Raw genomic sequence first — 17603 nt, 5'->3', positions numbered from 1 at the left:
TGCGGCTAGGCGCGTTCCGCGCCGCCTCCGCGATCAAGCCAATGTCACTGCCCCAGATTGGCAGCGGTCGCAGCACCCTGCGAGGCAATATTAAGCGGCGCACCGACCAGCGTTAGGAATTTCCGAATGTCGACCGAGGGATGACGCGATACATAGATGACGTCCCGGCTCTTGACGGGGAACGTTTGGCCGACAATGAGACTGTCGGGATGCGACATGTCGAATCTATAGACGATCGGATATCGTCCCTTGGAATCCGGCGCCATTCCCTTACGCACCAGCTCCTGGAAACGAGCGGCACCGAGGAGGTTCTGAACGATTTCCGGTTCTTCGTACCGGAACAGGAAGAACCCTTGCGCATTGGCGGCTTCATCCACCGCGCCATGGCCCAGAGCGACAGCCTCCAGCAGGTTCAAGTCGTTGGCCCCGAACTCAAGGCGGCCGTCACCCTTAACGGCGCCAAGAAGGGTAAAGGTCCTGGGATCACGCACGAGGAAAATCTGATCGCCAGGCTGAACGTAAATATCTTCAGTGGGATGTTCGATGATCGACTTTAGAAGAACCGTTCCGGTCCTGTTGCCCCGAACCAAGGTCACATAGGTCTCATAAGGCTGAGTGACCGGTCCGCCAGCCTTGGCAATGACCTGGGTGATCTTTTCGCCGATCAGATCCAAAGGAACCATCGACGGACGGCCAACCGCGCCGGAGACAGTTACCGTCCGCGATGACGTGCCGGTACTCGTCACGATAACGTCCGGCTCGACCGCCTTGGTAGCCAGCGCCGCCAGGATCGCTTGACGGGCCTGTTCCAACGTCTTGCCCGCAAACTTGACCGTGCCGGCATAAGGGATAGCTGCAGTCCCATCCGGCTGGACGATAATATCCAGGGATACCTGTTTCGACTGGGCCGTCGAGAACAAACCGTCGGCGCCAGCCTCGAAGATCGTCACTTTCAGCGAATCGCCGACGCCGATAACGACCCGTCCGACAGGGCCACCTATCCCGAACCGACGATTGAGTGCGCTGGACACATAGTCCGAGACAAAGCGCGCCGTGCGGCTGTTTATGTCGACGACATCGAAGACGGCCGCATTCTTGCGCCCGAGTTCCGCGCCCGATTGCCCGGCATCCTCATCAATCGCACCGGCCAGCGGCCCTTCGCTCGAGACGGAATTACATCCCGCCAGAATTACGCAAACGACTAACGCCGCCCCTACGCGAATCAATTGAATAACCTCAAAATCAATATCGGCTGCTGTTACCGAGTCGGTCAGGCCAGCGCATTATTCATAAAATCAGTCGGCGTCCTGAAAAGCACAGTGAGCGCCCCTCAACAAGCCGATTTTGCACTAATGCCGTTAAAAAAATTTATGTGCGTTCTTATGAGCATACTTCCGAACTCACGCCATGGCAGCACTACCTATGCGATATAGGCTGAAAACGGAAATAAGGCAATTTCTACCGAAATTCTCCAAGTAATTTAATTAATATTCACTGAATGATAAAGGAATTCCTTAAGTAATGACATCAAGCAAGATTGGAAATCTTGCACGTCCGAAACGGAAAAAACGGATCTGAGAACCTCCTCGTTTTTATGAGGGTACCCTTGCTTATGATAGCCTCGCGCTCTAAACCGTGCCCGATATAGGCAGCCAAATAAGACAACCCAAGATTAGCCGAACGGCAGATTTATTCTTTGCAGATAATAGGGAAAATCGAAGCAAGGTTGGGTAAAGCTTATTCCCGAAAAAAGACCGTGACGTGGATTGTGCCGACCACTCAAGGCGCCGCGGCGATTTGGATCAGAGCGGCGGAAAATCGGCCTCTTACGCCGGCTTAGAGGCGCCTCGAAAACCGGACGAAAATACCGATGGAAATGAAGGTGCAGTCGATGCTCGGTTTTGCAAAGCGATCCAGGAAAAAGGTGGCTGGGAATTCTCTGGAGGCGATATTTGACCAATATGAGCAGGGCAAACCCGATCATCAGAATGCGATCGACGCCCTTCCCGGCTGGAACAGTGCCTTTCCCGTCGCCCTCAATTTGAAAGCCGGAATACATCATCTTTATGCGGACGGCCGAATAGATTGGGCGCTGCGGTCGTTTGGTTCGATTGAGGGAAAGACGATTCTGGAAGTCGGCCCGCTCGAGGGGATGCATACTTATATGCTGCACCGCGAGCGTCCCGCACGAATCGATGCCATCGAAGCAAATCGGCTCTGTTTCCTGCGATGCCTGGTGACAAGGCAAATACTCGATATCAACACCGCTTCGTTTTTGTTGGGCGATATTCAGGCGTGGCTTACCGACCACGATGAGGTTTATGATTTTGCCGTCGCTTCCGGCGTCCTCTATCATATGGCCGATCCCGGAGAGTTTTTGAGACTGTTGGCCCGCCGCGCGAGTGCCGTTTTCATCTGGACGCATTTTTTTCTCGAAGAGGCTATGCCGGCGGGCGATGTGCGTCGCAATCCTTTCAGCGGAAAGGTCGAAACGAGGATGATCGAGGGCGTTCCGGTACGCTACTACGAACGCAGCTATCAGCACGCCAACTCGAACGCGTCCTTCTGCGGTGGTATGAAGGACCGGCATTTTTGGATGCACAGAGACGATATATTAACGCTGTTGGAAAAGCTTGGATTCAGCGACATCCTAATCAAGGATCAGGATTTCGGCCATTCCGGCGGACCGTGCTTTTCTCTCCTGGCACGCAAAGCGCAGGCAGCTCCGTGACGGGCACGCATGCCGACGCTCGACGCCTGAGAGTATTTTGGATAATTTTGACGTGTTTGAAGGCACCTATGACAATCTGACGGCTCTTGAAGGCCAACGCCTCGCTCCTGCCTGCAAGCGCGAGGCGCCGGAGGGCATCCGTGCTGTTTAATCTCGAATATGATCGGGGCGCAGTTCTGGAAGGCTATCTCATTCCGGACGGATTTTCCGATCTGCCGCATATCAGGGTATCGGATGCGGATGGCGAGCTGATGGTCTTGCCCTGCGATCAGATCAAGCAAGCGGTGGTGGATTCGGGTCGACATGAGAATGGGCGGGTCGGCTTCAAGCTAGATGCATCGATCATTCCGGATATTGCCGAGCGAAATACGCTCATGATCCACGATGCCAAGTCCGGGTTGCTGATCTATCGGCGACCGCAGGTGTCGCGACTGGTCCCGTTGAAGATCCTGCGGCTGGAGACCCAACTCCTGCCCATGGCCAAGTTCGACTATCACTGCGGCCGCCATTTCCAATATGAGCTGTCGTCCGTGGAGCGCTTCGGCCATGAAACCGCGCTGCAAGCCTTTCATCTCAATGCCATTCAGTCGATCTACATCAGTGGGCGGCTGCTGCTGCGGAATTATGAGGAGTTTCTCGACAAGGGATTCAAGGCCATCGTTCTGCTTACGGACCCATATTACGAATTGGCCCTGCGCATATTCCTTTTGAAACGAATGGCAAAGACCCAGATCTCCTTCTTCGGCGACCGAGACAGGATCATCCTGGCGCCTGCGGCCGAACACTTCGCCGACGTCAATCTCGAAAGCGAGGCGTCCCTTAAATCGGCGCTCAAGAAAGCATCGCAGAACGTCAGAAACGTTCTGCTGTCCCCCGTTACCCGCCAACTGGTCGCGAAAACCCCGGAGCAACTCGTCACGCGCGGCGATGTCGCCGCGGCGATCGACCTGCTGTCGCGTTTCACCATTGTCGGGCACGATGCCGACAGCCTTCACTTTCAGGACGCGATCGGTGAGCTGCTTGGCATCTCCGTAGGCGATCTTCCACTGCTCTCGCGCCATACCGCCCTGGAGGACGTTGCGACGCGATTGCGCTCATTGCATATTGCCGAACTGATACTCGAGGAAGATTTGATTTTTGATCATTATGTGCGTGAGGCGATGAAACCCACCGCGCCGGAATTGCGGAACACGAATGCAAGCCGACATGCCCAAAATAGCCATTGAAGAGACAATCGATCAGCCATATCCGCGGGTAAAACCGGCACGTCATATCCTGCCGTCATTATTTCGACGCAGGGTGCCGGAACGGCTCAGGCCCAATGATCTGGAAGACATCGAGTATTTGCCGGTACCTGGCACGCACGACCCCGTGCCCCAAGCCGGCGGCAAGCCGCCGCTCCGACTCATCAGCTTCCTGTTGATCGTTATCCTGCCGTTTCTGGCGAGCTTGATCTATTACGTCTTCATTGCTTCGGATCAGTACGTTGCCGAAGCCCGTTTCGCCGTCCGCGCGCTCTCCGGCACCAGTTCGGATGACAAGGGCGACGGCAGCGGCGGATCCGAGAGTGGCGGCGGGGCGTCAGGCCTTCTCAACATGCGCTCCGCCTCACAGGATGCCTATGTCGTCACGAGCTTCATTCACTCCACCGAGATCCTCAGACGGATCGGTGAGAAACTCGACTATCGATCCATGTTCGCGCGGCAGGATGCGGATTTTATATCTCGATTTCGCTCTTCGGAATCCGATGAGGAGTTTCTGACCTATTGGCAAAACCATGTCAGCGCCTACATCGACGTGTCTTCCGGCATCATCACCTTGAAGGTGCGTGCATTCACGCCGGATGATTCCGTAAAGCTCTCCGACGCCATCATTCAGGAGAGCGAATCGCTGATCAACGAGCTCTCGCAACGCGCACGCAACGATATCGTGCAAAGCATGCGGGCGGATGTCGAAAAGAGCGGGAAAGCCTATAGCGATACCCTGGCCGCGCTCAATCAGTTCCAACATCAATCCGGGCTTCTCAGCCCACAGACCCAGGCCAAAGACAGCAGTACACTGCTAACGGGATTGCTTGCGCAGAAGCTCGAATTCGAAACACGCCTGTTCGTGATGAAGCAGTCGCATGCCGAGGGGTCTCCGACCTATCAGCAGCTCAGCCTTGCCTTGCAAAGCCTTGACGCTCAGATCGATAAGAAGAAAGCGGAGCTCACCGGGCCGGAAAATGCGAGCCTTGCCCAAGCGCTGTTGGAATACTCCAAGCTCGACACAGACCGGATGATTGCGGAGAAGCTCTATGAGGCCTCCCAAAGGAATTACGACGCAGTGCTTGCGGAAGCACTGCGCAAGACGCTCTATTTGGCCGTCTTCGTAAAGCCGGCGCTTCCGGACGAAGCCATATTTCCGCACCGCGTCACCACACCGCTGATCATATTGCTTGGTTTGGCGGTTCTCTGGACCACCCTTTCATTGATTTGGGCGTCGGTGGAGGATCATCGGATATGAGAAATACGCGATGATCCGCTTCAAGAACGTGTCGAAACACTTCAAGACGCAGAATAGCAAAAAAGTCATCCTGGATCGTGTGAGCTGCGAATTCATGCCTGGCTATTCCTATGGTCTGCTCGGCGTGAACGGCGCTGGAAAGTCCACGACGATGCGGATGATCGCCGGCACCATGCTGCCAAATTCAGGCAAGATCACCAAGGACGTTCGGGTGTCCTGGCCGCTGGGCCTTGCCAGCGGCTTCAATCCTTATATGACCGGCCGTGCCAATCTTCACTTCGTCGCCCGCGCCTATGGAGAGGATGTCCGGCGAGTTTCCCGGTTTGTCGAAGAGTTCGCCGAACTTGGCGACTACATCAACGCGCCGGTGCGCACCTATTCTTCGGGCATGGGCGCACGATTGGCCTTCGGGCTCTCCATGGCGATCGAATTCGACTGCTATCTTGTCGATGAAGTTCTGGCCGTGGGCGACGCCCGGTTCCAGGAACGCTGTCGCATCGCATTTGAGAGCCGGCGGAAATATTCCGACGTGATCATGATCTCGCACAGCATGAGCATGATCAAACAGCATTGCGACAAGGGAATGGTGCTCGTCGATGGCAGACTTATGGTTTTCGATCAGGTCGAGCAGGCCATCGAAGCGTACTACAGATTGAACAGATAAGATGCGACGGATTGTCAACAAGGTCCCATATGGCTCACGATACCGGAAAGACGTCTGAAACTGTTCAGCTCAGCGCGATCCAGCACAGCCGCGATGTTGCCGCGAAACTGTCGGTGACTGCGCGAAAGTTGCGCTTTTCGACATCGAAGCGAAGCCAGTTTTACAAAGCAGTCGGACTGCGCCCTCGCCCGCTGGAGCAAATTCTTAGCAGGGCGATACTGGCTTCTACGCTATTGCTTCTTGTCATCCCGAACGCCGCTTCGCTCTATTACTTTACGCGTATGGCCTCGGATCAATTTCAGTCCGAAACGCGCTTTACCGTCCGGTCATCGACGCCGGCACTTGGGAAGGACCAACTGGCCAAGGTAACCGGCCTGCCATCGGCACAAATCGTTCAGGATACCCAAATCGTTACCAATTTCATCGCCAGCAAGGACATGGTGACTGCTCTCCAGGCCAAGGTCGACTTCCAAACGCTCTACGGAAACGCGGAAATCGATCCGTTGGCGAGGCTGAAGCAGGATGCGTCATCGGAAAAGATGCTCGACTATTGGAAGGATATGGTGTCCGTCAAAACCGACCCCAACAGCGGTATCGTGACGGTCAAGGTCCGTGCCTTTTCGGCGACCGATGCGCAGAAGCTGTTGCAAGAGGTTGTTGCGGCTTCCGAAGCCGTGGTCAACGATGTCAACAACCGCATCTGGCGTGATGTCATCACCACCGCTCAAACCAATTTGGACAATGCGAAGAATCAACTGCAGACAACGCGGCAGAAGCTTCAGCTCGCCCGCAACCAAACGGGCGTCCTCAGTGTCGAGGGATCATCGGCAATCCTCACGGGCCTGATAACCAGCGTTCAGACGGACAAGGTCAATCTTCAGCAGAAATACGATGCTTTGGTCCGGACGGTATCGCCCAATGCGCCGCAAATGAAGGTTCTGAAGCGCGAAATCGACAGCAAGGAAAAGCAACTGCAAGATCTGAACAGCCAGGTGGCGGGGCAGAATAAGTCCGAGCAGAACCTTGCCGACGTGTCGGTCGAGATGTCTCAGCGGGAGTTAGAACAAAGCCTGGCCGAACAGCAATTCGCCACAGCCATGAAAACGCTGGAGCAAGTGCAGTTTGTCAGCAAGCAACAGCTTCTCTATCTCGACACGTTTCTTGCCCCCGATCTGCCGGACGAAGCGGAATATCCGAAACGAGGGCTTTGGATCGGCGGCATTTTGGCGGCAACCCTGGCCATTTGGGGCATTGTCGTCGGCGTGCTGACCACAGTGCGAAATCGTTTGGGGTGATCACGCTTCAACCACCCATGCAAAGTCTGCGCAGCGCCATCTACGGATTGATACCCAGACCGCAGCCTTCGGCCGCGTCCGGAATTCGCCCGCCGGCAAAACGGCTGCTCATCCTGTCGCGATACCCCAATCCCAGCGTCAGCTATTATCTGGATGAGCGAAGCAAGGCCCTTGCCGATATTCCCGTCATCCTGAAGGGGCTCGACGACGGATTGGGCGACGTCGATTGCGAAGGGCTTTTCGTCATTATCTGCCGCTATATCAAGGCGCCGCAATTGCGCTGGCTGGAGCAGAGGCATGGACGCCTGGCGGGGGTAGCCTATTTCGTTGACGACGATATCCCCGCCGTTATCGCGGGCGACGAAGCCAGTTGGCCCTATAAATTCAGGCTGCTCAATTTCGCCATCCGGCCGCTCCCGCGCCTCAACCGATTGCTGACCCACCTTTGGGCATCCACTGAGCACCTAGCTGGGACGCTCACAAACTCGGACCATAAGGTCGACATTCTCGCACCCATGCCGGCGCAGCCCTCTCAGAAATCACCCGCCATGATCGGTGAAACGGCTGCGTCGCTAAAGATGGTCTATCATGCGACCGGCATTCACCGTCATGAGCACGAGTTCCTGATGCCGATCGTCAGGACTGCCATGAACAAGCATAAGAATTTGCATTTCGAAGTCTTTGCCGATGGCGACCTTGCGCGCCGATGGCGTCGTCAGGGCATTGAACCGGGTCGGATGACGGTAAGCCCGCAGTTACCGTGGTCGTCCTATCTCGCGAGGACCACCAATCATGGTGCCGACATTGCCTTGGCGCCGCTCCTGGCGGGAAGGACCAACGACAGCCGCGCAGACACCAAGCGGATCGATATAAGCCGCATGGGGGCCGCCGCCATATTTTCCCGATGCGCGACATTCGCGCGTTGCGCCGTCGCCGGAGAGATTCACATCGGCAACACAGCCGAGGAATGGCTGACGGCAATCGACCAGCTTGTGGAGGATGGGCATCGGCGAGAGATCGCGTTCAATGCCACACTACAGTCCCTGGAAAAAATGCGACAGAGCGCGACGCTGGCATTTCCAGGCATACGTTTCGATGGGTTCGGTGATACGGCTTGATGGCCGGCCGTTGAGGCGCTATCCGCTGTTGGGATTTGGATATCAAGACATCAATGACACTTAAGATTTTACCCAACGACGATCTTGAACGCGCGATTTCTGCCGGTGCGAATTCCAATCTTTGGAAATCCCTTGGCGACGATCCTGCCTTCGAAATTCGATTCGCACCGGTCCGGAAAAGGCTTGTCGTTATTCATATAGCCAGCACCGATGAAGCCATCGACCCGAAGTTCTACGTCAATCGCGGTCGCGGCTTTCGGGAAAAGGATGCGGTCACGCTGTCGGCGGGGAGACGCTTCATTATTACGGCGGATGTGGGAGCCGTCGGAACCATCTGCTCGCTGCGCGCCGACCCCGCAAGTTTCCCCACCACCTTCAGCTTCGACGTTGCTGCCTTTTCTTCGGCGAAATCGGCCGAGAAGCATATTTCAACTCTGCTCGGCACACATGGGCAGGCAGAGCGGGTCGATCTCGGCAAACTTGCGCAATATTGGACGAAAATGCCGAAGCTGCCCTTCGGCAAGCGTTCGCCGAGCGCGGCGATACAATATGCGGAGGCGAGCTATCGGCTTGCTGCCGATCTTGCAGCATCACCCGTTTCCTCGACGGCGGGAGTGTGGCTCAGCGTTGTCGTTCCGGTCTACAACGCTCCCTCACGCTATCTCGACGATCTCATAAGCTCCTTCGAAGCACAAAGCGAAGCGGGTACGGAACTCATTCTGAGTGACGACGGCTCGACCTCGCCGGAAACGCGGCGATGGTATGAGACGCAAAAATCGAGGAACAACGTCCGTTTCGTTCTGAACGAGAAAAACGGCGGCATAGCGATCGCGACCAATGCCGGGCTTTTGCAGGCGCGCGGCCTGTGGGTCGCTTTGCTGGACCATGACGACGTGATCGCTCCTCACGCCTTCAAAGTCGTGCGGCATACGTTGGAGCAGAACCCCAATGCAAACTTCCTCTATACCGACGAACTGGTTGTCGACGATAGGCTGAAACCCAAGGGCTTGATGTTGAAGCCGGCCTATGACCCCGTTCTTCTGACGGGCGTCAACTACATCAACCATTTCTCCATCTACCGCCGCAGCCGGCTTCACGAGATCGGCTATCTCCGCACCGGATACGACGGTTCGCAGGACTATGATCTCCTGCTGCGCTATCTGGAAGGGCTGCCCGACAATACCGTCCTTCACCTGCCCTACCCCGCCTATTGGTGGCGGCGCAACGGCCACACCTATTCGCGGAAATTCATGGATGCCGCGACCGCCAATGCCAGGAAGGCGATCGTGGAACGATTTGAGCGTCAAAAGCAGCCCATTCATGTCGAGGAGGCCTTGACGAATACCCTGCATCGCGTGGTGTTCGAACGTTCGGAGACTTCATGGCCGAAGATCTCCATCATTATTCCCAGCAAGGATAGTTTCGACCTGATTTCCCGCGTTCTGAAGGATATCTTCGAGCAAACGGACTATGACAATTTCGAAGTGCTGATCATCGACAACGGTTCTTCGGACAAGGCCGTGCTGGACCTTTACGAGCACTACCGCGAAACGCAGCCGACGTTTTCCGCGACGATCACGCCCGAACCCTTCAATTTCTCCCGTTCGATCAATCGCGGTTTGCGCGCCGCCAAAGGCGAGCACTATCTGATCCTCAACAATGACGTCGAGATTATCGAGCCGGGCTGGCTGAAGGAGATGGTGGCCTGTCTCGCTTTCGAAAAGACCGGCATTGTCGGCGCCAAGCTTCTCTATCCGAACGACAAGATCCAGCATGCCGGCGTCCTCGTCGGCTTCGGCGGACTGGCGGGTCATTGGTACATGAACAAGCCCCGGGATTTCGGTGGCCCGATGAACAGGCTGCATGTCCGCAATTCGATGAGCTGTGTGACCGGGGCGGTGATGCTGATTTCCGGCGACTGTGCCGAAGCAATCGGCACGTTCGACGAAGAAAATTTCGCCGTCGCCTACAACGACGTCGACTATTGCCTGCGCGCCCACAAGGCCGGGTTTCGCATCATATGGACGCCATTCGCCTGCCTTTACCACCATGAATCGGTTTCACGGGGATCGGACAAATCGGGAGAACGGAAGAAACGATTTGAACGGGAGAAAGACAATCTGCGCCGGCTGCATGGGACGCAGACGTTTGAAGACCGCGCGATCAATCCAGCCTATAGCCGCGATAAATCAGACCCGAAGATCTTGATGCCAACGAAGCTGCGCATTCCATCGATGTAAGGTCTCGGCTGCTATCCCATCCAAACCACCGCGAGCCGCTTTTATCCGCGATATTGCTCTTCGGTTACATATTCCATCCAGTCGGCGGCCTTGCCGTCCTGCATTTCCTGAATGGCGATATGCGTCAGCGCGGTGTCCGGCCCGGCGCCGTGCCAATGCTTTTCGCCCGGGGCAAACCAGAGCACATCGCCGGCATTGATCTCGCGGATTTCGCCGCCCCAGCTTTGCGCAAGTCCCCTGCCGGAGGTCACCACCAGTGTCTGCCCGAAGGGATGTGTATGCCAGGCTGTGCGGGCGCCCGGGTCGAAGCTGACATTGACCACCTGAACACGGGCCGGTGCCTGCGCCTGCATCAATGGTTCCTGGCGCACGCTGCCGGTGAAATATTCGGCCGGCGCATTGAAGGACGGACGCGATCCATTGGGCTTGATCTCCACGGCGTTTCTCCTGCTTCCACCAGCGCAGCGCCTGCCGCTCCTAGTCTCTGCCGCAAGCTTATGCCATTCGATGACGTCATCCAAGCGACAACGCCGATGTCGGCGCTTTACAGTTGGATCAGATCCAAGTCCTTGCCGATCTCCCGTTTGGCAATCTCGACCAGGCTCATTTCATGGGTGAAGAGAATAGTCTGGAAACGCTCCGCCGTGCCGGCGAGCGCCTTCAGGCCGGCGCTGGCGCGGTCATCGTCGAAGGTCTGGAAGATGTCGTCGACGATCAACGGCGCAGGCTCGTTGCGGGAGGAATAATCTTCGAGGAAGGCGAGCCGCAGCGCCAGATAAAGCTGATCGCCGGTCCCCTCGCTCAAGCCATCCAGCGGCACGCGCTCGCCGCCTGAGCGCTCCGCCAGCAGTTGCAGCGCATCCCTCTCGTCATGTTCCTCGACCAGTCGCGCGAAGCGGTGGCCGGTCAGCAAGGAGAACAAATCCCCTGCCCGCTTGATGACCGGATCGGCCTGCCGCTCGCGATAGGCCTCCATCGAGCTTGCCAGCATCCGTGCCGCGAGTTTCAGCACCACCCATTGCCGCGCAAGGTCCTTGGCCTCCTGCTCGGCGGAGAGCTTCTCGAAGACGGCGTGTTCAGCGCTGACACCGGTTTCCAGCGCACGCTGCTGGCGCTGGTTTTCCGCGTGGCGCGCCACCAGCTCGCCATGGGCGGTGAATTGCCGGAGATCTTCGGCGGTCAGCCGCTCGATTTCCAGCTCCGCGGCGATGCGCTCGAAGCCGGCGAGCTGCGCGCGGCTCTCATCCTCGCTGCCGCCATCGGCCTGCTGGCGGAAACGGTCGCGGCTTTCCAACAGTCTCGTGTTCAGCCGGGCACGTTCGCGCAGGCGCGACAGCAATGCCGGCAGATCCGCATCCTCGGGCAGATCGGCGGTCAGGCGAGCAAGATCGGCCACCACCGTTGCAAGCGCGTCACTGCAGCGGAGGGCCTGTGCCTCGGCGCGCTGACGCTCCTCATCGAGCTGGTCGCGCTTCTTCTGCTCACCGCGCGCCGCATTGGCACGAGCGTGCAGCGCCTCGGCCGCGGCGTCCGGCGGCAGGTGGTCGAGTTCATAGCCGGCAGTTGCGGCAAGTGTTGCGAGCCGGCGCTCGAAATCGGCCATGTCGCGGCGCATGCCGCTGACACGGCGTTGACGGTTGTCATGCTCCGCCAAGACATCCGGCAGTTCCATCCATGCCTTCAAGGCAGCCGCAGCCATCTCCAGCGTCGCATCTGCGGGAAGACCGAACGGGAGGACAGCTTTGCCAAACGCGTCGCGCCAACCGGCCTGCCGCCGCTCGATATCTTGGCTCTGTTCACCAAGACGCGTCAGCCGGTCGCGCGCCGAGGCGATCTCGCCTTCGCGCGTGCGACTTTCATTCCAACGCTCCGAAAGCAGGCGAAGATGTTTTCGCAACCCTTCCGCCATGGCGCCTGACGGTAGCCGGCCGCTCTTATAGCCGGTGGCGTCGGCGATATCTTTTAGCGCCGGAGACACACGCGCTTCGGCACGGGCAGCTTCATCCCGCTCGTCCACCAGATCGCGCAGAGCCCGACGCTCGCGGAACAACCCTTCAACCGCGCGCCGCCATTCCAGCATGGCCGCTGGATCGAGCGCGGCGATACCGCAGGGCTCGAAGAGCGCGGCAAAGGTGGCGAGCGCTTTTGCGGATTTCTCTTCGCACTGTTGCAGTCGCTTTGCGGCCGCCTCACGCTCCTGCTGCAGCCGCGCGCGGCGCAATAGATTATCCGCATGGCGAGAAACACGGTCCGCATCACTCAGCGCCGCATCGGCCAGCCGATCCGCTTCCGCAAGGCTCGTCGTGAACCTGGCGATGGCTTTTCCATCGGGAGCCGGTCCACCATCCGCCAGCCCGTCGCGGATCGATTGCCATAGGCCATCGCGAGCATTGCGTGCGCCGGCGATCTGTTCACGTGTGACGATCGGGCCCGTGCGCTCAGCATCCTCCAGCGCCTGCTCGATCTCAGCCAACTGCTCATCATGGAGGCGCACCTTGTCGGACGCCTCACGCAGGCTGCCGCGGGCAGCATCGATAGCCTCGCGATGCGTGGCGATCTCGGCACTGTCCGGCAGCGGCGCGGAAAATAGCGCCTCGACATCGGCAACAGGAGGACGCAGGCGGGCAGCGGCCTCGCCAAGGTCTGCCTCGGCACGGCGGATATGCGTCTCCAACGCGTCGAGACGGGCAAGAGCGGTTAGATCACCGGTCAGTGACTCCAGTTGGTCGACGTGGGGCCGGGGATCGATCAAACGGCCGGCAAGGCCATCCCTCTCCAGCGCCACGAGCTGCCCGCGCTCGCTGTCCAATTGCTCTGCAATTGCCTGGGCACGGAGCAGCAACCGCCTGCCCTCTTCCACCAGTTCCGAGAGGCGCGCGCGGTCGGCATCGCTCGGTTGCCGTTTTTCCAATTGCGCAACATCTGAAAGGCCGAGGCGGCGGGCAAGCTGTGCGAGCTCCGCATCATAGCTCGCCAACTCCTGATCGACACGCGGCAGGTCATGGCGCTGGCTGCGATAATTGCCGCTATCGGCAAAAAGCTGCGTGATGTCGTTCGATATCCGCAGCAGCGTTTCGTCTATCTCAATCAGCGACAGCTCTTCGCCGGTGCGTGCGGCCAATTGCTGGGCACGGCGCAGCTCGTCCTCGGCGGCGCGCTTGTCGCTCAGGCTTCGCTCCAGTCGATCCGCAAAATTGTCCGGTAAAACCGAGAGATCAGCGAGGCGGTCGAGAGCTGCGATCTCGCCATCGATTTCGGCCAGCAGCGGCTGCAGCGTCTTCAATCTCTGCAGCCGGTCTAGCGCCTGACGCGTCTGGCGACGCAGGTCCTGCAGGCGCTCCAATTCGCCTTCCAATTCGACGGCTTCCGCCAGCAACTTCTTCCAGTCACCGGATTTGAGCTCATTGTCGCGTTCGGCCCTACGGGCCTCGTCATGGCGGTCCAGAGCGCGGTAGAAACTGCGATCCTTCGACCGCCGCTGGGCATAGATGCCGTCCGCTTCACCATCGAGAGACTGCCGCAGCCGCGACAGGCCGGTGAGGCCCGAGGCGGCGGAAAACAACAGGCTGCCGATCTCGCCGCCGCTGCGCAGCATGGCCGTCGCGCCTTGCCGCAATCGGAGAGAATCGAGCCCGAAAGCGCGCTCGAAGACATCGCGGCTCAAATGGCCGAGGAACGGCGCCAAGGCATCTTCCGCAAGTGGCCCCTCCTTGTCGTCGGGAGCGAGCAGAGTGTTCTTGCGCCCGCGGCGGCGGCGGAAAGCCAGCGACGCACCATCCCGCGCGCTGATTGCAGCGCCGACACGAAGGCTCGTCGGCTCATGCAGGAAGCTTTGTTCGGCGGCAACGGGAAAGCCGAAAAGCAGATCCGAAATGGCACTGAGCGCCGAGGATTTCCCCGCCTCGTTCGGCCCATAAATCACATGCAGTTTCGCACCTGCACGAAAATCGAGCGTGCGGTCGGTGAGCGCGCCGTAGCGGAGAATGTCGAGCCGATCGAAGCGCATGGGTCAGCCTGCCCCCTGCCCGCGCGCCAGCAGCAATTGCCGCGCCTCCTCGATCAGCATCTCGATGGTGTCGTCAAGCGGCAACTCCGCTGCGCCGAGGCCGGAGGGCAAGCGCATCGCGATTTCGCCAACGAGCCTTTGCGCTTCCGCGACGATATCCGCATCACCGGCATGTTCGGCCAGCAATTGGCCGAGATCGAGCGTGCCGTTGGCCTCGACAGCGCTTGCGACAGGTGGCTCCAGGCGCAGTTCTAGCTTCTCCAGCCAGATATCCTCATGCACGCGATGGCAGGCGGCCTCGACCTCGTCGCGCCATTGCCGGCGATTGGCGGCAATGGCGCCCTGCAACGGCGTGATGCCCGATAGCCGAACGCGCAGCGCCGTCATGCGTCCCGCCATGTCACCGGCAAGTGGCTGCACCGCCTGCTCGACGCGGCGCAGGATTGCGGCCTGATCGTCCTCGGGATCGACGGCAATATCGGCCTGCGCAAACCGCGCCTCGTCGACGATCAAGCGTTCGTGGCTGACGCAGCCTTCCTCGACCGTGACCAGCACGGCGCCCTTTGCCCCGCGCTCGCGAATGCTGCGGCCCTGCAGGTTGCCCGGAAAAACCACCAGCGGGTCGTTTGCCACCACCTCATAGTCGTGCACGTGGCCAAGCGCCCAATAATCGTAACCGCGCGAACGCAGATCATCGACCGAACACGGCGCGTAAGGCGCGTGCGGCTCGCGGCCGGTGAGCGAGGTATGGAGAATGCCGATATTGAACCAGCCGGACACGGGCGCCGGATAGGCAAGCGCCAGATTATCGTTGGCAGAGCGCTCGGCAAAGCCCTGCCCGTGCAGCGCTACCTGCAACCCATCCAGCCTGACGGAGCCGGGCTTGTTGGTCGGGAATTCATGGACATTGGCTGGCAGGGTAATGGTCTTGGTGATGACGCTCGCCGCGTCGTGATTGCCGCGTAGCAGATAGACCCGGATGCCGGCCCGCTCCAGCCGCGCCATTTCCCGATTGAAGAACAGGCCGATCTTGTTGTCCTTCCAATCGCCGTCATAGACATCGCCAGCGATAAGGAAGAAATCGACCGCTTTCTCGATCGCCAGCCCCACCAGCGTCGAAAAGGCCTTGCGGCTCGCTTCCACGAAGACGGCGGCGATAGCAGCATCTTTCAACGCCAGCCCCTGAAAAGGACTGCCGAGATGCAGATCGGCGGCGTGGATGAAACTGAAAGAGGGCATAAGCTCCGGTCATCGTCAGATATCTGGCACCTTCTTTTTACGGAAATACGGGGCCGATGAACACCATGCGGGAGAGGTCATCCAACGCTTTCATCTATTGCCGGGTCCTGTCATGCTCCTATGTCACGCGATTGCGATCTTGCAATGTCGCCCCAGGCTTGTCCGCACTCTGAGCGGCTGGTAGTGCCTTGGCATTTCATCACGAACGGAGACAATTCCATGAAACACGATGCTTTTGGCCGCACGCCCTTTATCGTTACAAATGTCGGCTTCGGCGCCTGGCAAATCGGCGGCGCCTGGGGTGATGTCAGCGAGGCGGACGGCCGCGCCGCCTTGAATGCTGCGCTCGACGCCGGCATGACCTTCATCGACACGGCCGACGTCTATGGCGACGGCCGCTCAGAAAAGATCATCGCAGACGTGTTGAAGGCGCGCGGCGGCACGCACCCGATGGTCGCGACCAAAGCCGGCCGTCGACTCAACCCGCACGTCGCCGACGGCTATAACAAGGCCAATCTCGAAGGCTTCATCGACCGCAGCCTGAAAAACCTCGGCGTCGACAGCCTGGACCTCGTGCAGTTGCATTGCCCGCCGACAGAGGTGCTCTACCGCCCCGAAGTCTTTGCCGGCCTTGACGAGCTACAGAAGACCGGAAAGATCAAGGGCTACGGCGTCAGCGTCGAGAAAGTCGAGGAGGCGCTGAAGGCGATCGAATATCCGGGCGTGCTCAGCATCCAGATCATCTACAACATCTTCCGCCAACGCCCGGACCACCTGTTCTTCAAGGAAGCCAGGCGCAAGAACGTTGCGGTCATTGCCCGTGTGCCGTTGGCCTCCGGCCTGCTTTCCGGCAAGATCACCCGCGATACCCAGTTCGCCAGCGACGATCATCGCAACTTCAACCGCCACGGCGAGGCCTTCGATGTCGGTGAGACCTTTGCCGGCGTTCCTTTTGAGGTCGGCCTGCAGGCGGTCGAAGAAGTGCGCAAGCTGGTTCCGGCGGGCGCCAGCATGGCAGCGTTCGCACTGCGCTGGATCCTGATGAGCGAAGCAGTCACCGTCGTCATCCCCGGTGCGCGCAATGCCGAGCAGGCCAGAGCCAATGCGGCAGCCGCCAATCTTGCGCCGCTTTCGGCCGATGTCATGGCGGCAACGCGCGAGATCTACGAACGTCTGATCGCCCCGCACGTTCATCACCGCTGGTAACGATAGGAGTTTCTAGGAAAACGCATGGCCGGGTGCAGATCCGGCCGCAGATTTTTTGTCCCAACGCTTCTTTGATCGCCCTCTGGAATTCCGAGCCTCCACTACGCCAGCAATTGAGATTGCCGGGCAGCGAAAGTGGTGCATAAATCACGATCGGACATCAGGAAATGGGGGCTACAAGCACCCTCCAGGCGGGATAGGGAATTGATATGATTGTTCGTTCTTGGCGGGCCGTTGCTGGCTCTGACGAGGTGCTGGCAGCTTATGCGAAGCATCTTGAGACGACCACCTTTGTTGAAATGGCGCTGCTTCCCGGCCATCTTGGGGCGACCCTCGCCCGCAGGGTTCGTGGCGAGAACAATGAGCTGGTGGTTATGAGCTTTTGGGCCGATATGGCCTCTGCCGGTCACTTTGGCAAAGGTGATTTTGACGATGCGGTGGTGAAGGCAAGTACCCAGAAGCTTTTGCGCTCCTTCGATTTGAAGGTCGAGTATTTCGAGACCGTGGTTTCGACCGGGCTCGTCTCCGGTCATGATCGCCCCCGCAGCGGCGAGTAGAGTTGGCGTACCTAGCCGAAAATAGTCATTGGTGGCATTGCT

Annotated in this window: 13 protein-coding genes; 9 read left to right on the top strand and 4 right to left on the bottom strand. The window is 58.8% G+C overall.

The window, feature by feature from the left end; genetic code table 11:
• Positions 1-44 precede the first annotated feature (44 nt).
• Positions 45-1223 carry a polysaccharide biosynthesis/export family protein gene (locus PH547_RS10165; RefSeq protein WP_285168209.1) on the bottom strand — a complete coding sequence of 393 codons (1179 nt, stop codon included), beginning with the start codon at positions 1221-1223 and terminating at the stop codon, positions 45-47.
• Between the two features lie 647 nt (positions 1224-1870).
• Between PH547_RS10165 and PH547_RS10160 the strand changes: the two genes are divergently transcribed.
• The 7 genes from PH547_RS10160 (at position 1871) to PH547_RS10130 (ending at position 10553) form a co-directional block, all read left to right on the top strand.
• Positions 1871-2731, top strand: a complete 861-nt coding sequence (locus tag PH547_RS10160; protein ID WP_285168177.1) for a class I SAM-dependent methyltransferase — start codon at positions 1871-1873, stop codon at positions 2729-2731.
• Positions 2732-2871: 140 nt separating this feature from the next.
• Complete coding sequence (locus PH547_RS10155) at positions 2872-3957, top strand: hypothetical protein (protein WP_285168176.1); 1086 nt, start codon at positions 2872-2874, stop codon at positions 3955-3957.
• Complete coding sequence (locus PH547_RS10150; RefSeq protein WP_285168175.1) at positions 3938-5236, top strand: KpsE/RkpR family capsule polysaccharide export protein; 1299 nt, start codon at positions 3938-3940, stop codon at positions 5234-5236. The genes PH547_RS10155 and PH547_RS10150 overlap by 20 nt, the downstream gene beginning before the upstream one ends.
• A gap of 10 nt (positions 5237-5246) precedes the next feature.
• Positions 5247-5900, top strand: a complete 654-nt coding sequence (locus PH547_RS10145; RefSeq protein WP_104822673.1) for an ABC transporter ATP-binding protein — start codon at positions 5247-5249, stop codon at positions 5898-5900.
• 29 nt (positions 5901-5929) lie between these two features.
• Complete coding sequence (locus PH547_RS10140; protein ID WP_285168174.1) at positions 5930-7195, top strand: KpsE/RkpR family capsule polysaccharide export protein; 1266 nt, start codon at positions 5930-5932, stop codon at positions 7193-7195.
• Positions 7192-8313 carry a hypothetical protein gene (locus PH547_RS10135; RefSeq protein WP_285168173.1) on the top strand — a complete coding sequence of 374 codons (1122 nt, stop codon included), beginning with the start codon at positions 7192-7194 and terminating at the stop codon, positions 8311-8313. Before PH547_RS10140 ends, PH547_RS10135 begins: the two co-directional genes overlap by 4 nt.
• 53 nt (positions 8314-8366) lie before the next feature.
• Positions 8367-10553 carry a glycosyltransferase family 2 protein gene (locus PH547_RS10130; RefSeq protein WP_285168172.1) on the top strand — a complete coding sequence of 729 codons (2187 nt, stop codon included), beginning with the start codon at positions 8367-8369 and terminating at the stop codon, positions 10551-10553.
• A gap of 41 nt (positions 10554-10594) precedes the next feature.
• Here PH547_RS10130 and PH547_RS10125 read toward each other — a convergent pair whose 3' ends face one another.
• The 3 genes from PH547_RS10125 to PH547_RS10115 all read right to left on the bottom strand — a co-directional run bounded on the left by PH547_RS10125 (position 10595) and on the right by PH547_RS10115 (position 15798).
• A complete protein-coding gene (locus PH547_RS10125) occupies positions 10595-10990 on the bottom strand; it encodes a (R)-mandelonitrile lyase (RefSeq protein ID WP_104822669.1) in 396 nt (131 codons plus the stop codon).
• A 107-nt stretch (positions 10991-11097) separates the two neighbouring features.
• Positions 11098-14559 carry an ATP-binding protein gene (locus PH547_RS10120; RefSeq protein WP_285168170.1) on the bottom strand — a complete coding sequence of 1154 codons (3462 nt, stop codon included), beginning with the start codon at positions 14557-14559 and terminating at the stop codon, positions 11098-11100.
• A gap of 3 nt (positions 14560-14562) precedes the next feature.
• Positions 14563-15798 (bottom strand): metallophosphoesterase family protein, encoded by a 1236-nt coding sequence (locus PH547_RS10115; RefSeq protein ID WP_104822667.1) that lies wholly within the window; start codon positions 15796-15798, stop codon positions 14563-14565.
• Positions 15799-16017: 219 nt separating this feature from the next.
• Between PH547_RS10115 and PH547_RS10110 the strand changes: the two genes are divergently transcribed.
• Positions 16018-17004, top strand: coding sequence for an aldo/keto reductase (locus PH547_RS10110; RefSeq protein ID WP_104822666.1), 987 nt, complete (start codon positions 16018-16020; stop codon positions 17002-17004).
• Positions 17005-17213: 209 nt separating this feature from the next.
• Positions 17214-17561, top strand: coding sequence for a hypothetical protein (locus tag PH547_RS10105; RefSeq protein WP_104822665.1), 348 nt, complete (start codon positions 17214-17216; stop codon positions 17559-17561).
• Positions 17562-17603 lie beyond the last annotated feature (42 nt).

Source organism: Rhizobium cerradonense (assembly GCF_030182455.1).
Classification (GTDB): Bacteria; Pseudomonadota; Alphaproteobacteria; order Rhizobiales; family Rhizobiaceae; genus Rhizobium.
This window is presented reverse-complemented; position numbering and strand designations above follow the sequence as displayed.

What these genes read in the sequence shown, in the direction of transcription:
- PH547_RS10160 (WP_285168177.1), top strand. Translation starts at nt 1,871, where the DNA reads ATGGAAATGAAGGTGCAGTCGATGCTCGGTTTTGCAAAGCGATCCAGG.
- PH547_RS10150 (WP_285168175.1), top strand. Translation starts at nt 3,938, where the DNA reads ATGCCCAAAATAGCCATTGAAGAGACAATCGATCAGCCATATCCGCGG.
- PH547_RS10145 (WP_104822673.1), top strand. Translation starts at nt 5,247, where the DNA reads ATGATCCGCTTCAAGAACGTGTCGAAACACTTCAAGACGCAGAATAGC.
- PH547_RS10140 (WP_285168174.1), top strand. Translation starts at nt 5,930, where the DNA reads ATGGCTCACGATACCGGAAAGACGTCTGAAACTGTTCAGCTCAGCGCG.
- PH547_RS10130 (WP_285168172.1), top strand. Translation starts at nt 8,367, where the DNA reads ATGACACTTAAGATTTTACCCAACGACGATCTTGAACGCGCGATTTCT.
- PH547_RS10120 (WP_285168170.1), bottom strand. Translation starts at nt 14,559, where the DNA reads ATGCGCTTCGATCGGCTCGACATTCTCCGCTACGGCGCGCTCACCGAC.
- PH547_RS10115 (WP_104822667.1), bottom strand. Translation starts at nt 15,798, where the DNA reads ATGCCCTCTTTCAGTTTCATCCACGCCGCCGATCTGCATCTCGGCAGT.
- PH547_RS10110 (WP_104822666.1), top strand. Translation starts at nt 16,018, where the DNA reads ATGAAACACGATGCTTTTGGCCGCACGCCCTTTATCGTTACAAATGTC.
- PH547_RS10105 (WP_104822665.1), top strand. Translation starts at nt 17,214, where the DNA reads ATGATTGTTCGTTCTTGGCGGGCCGTTGCTGGCTCTGACGAGGTGCTG.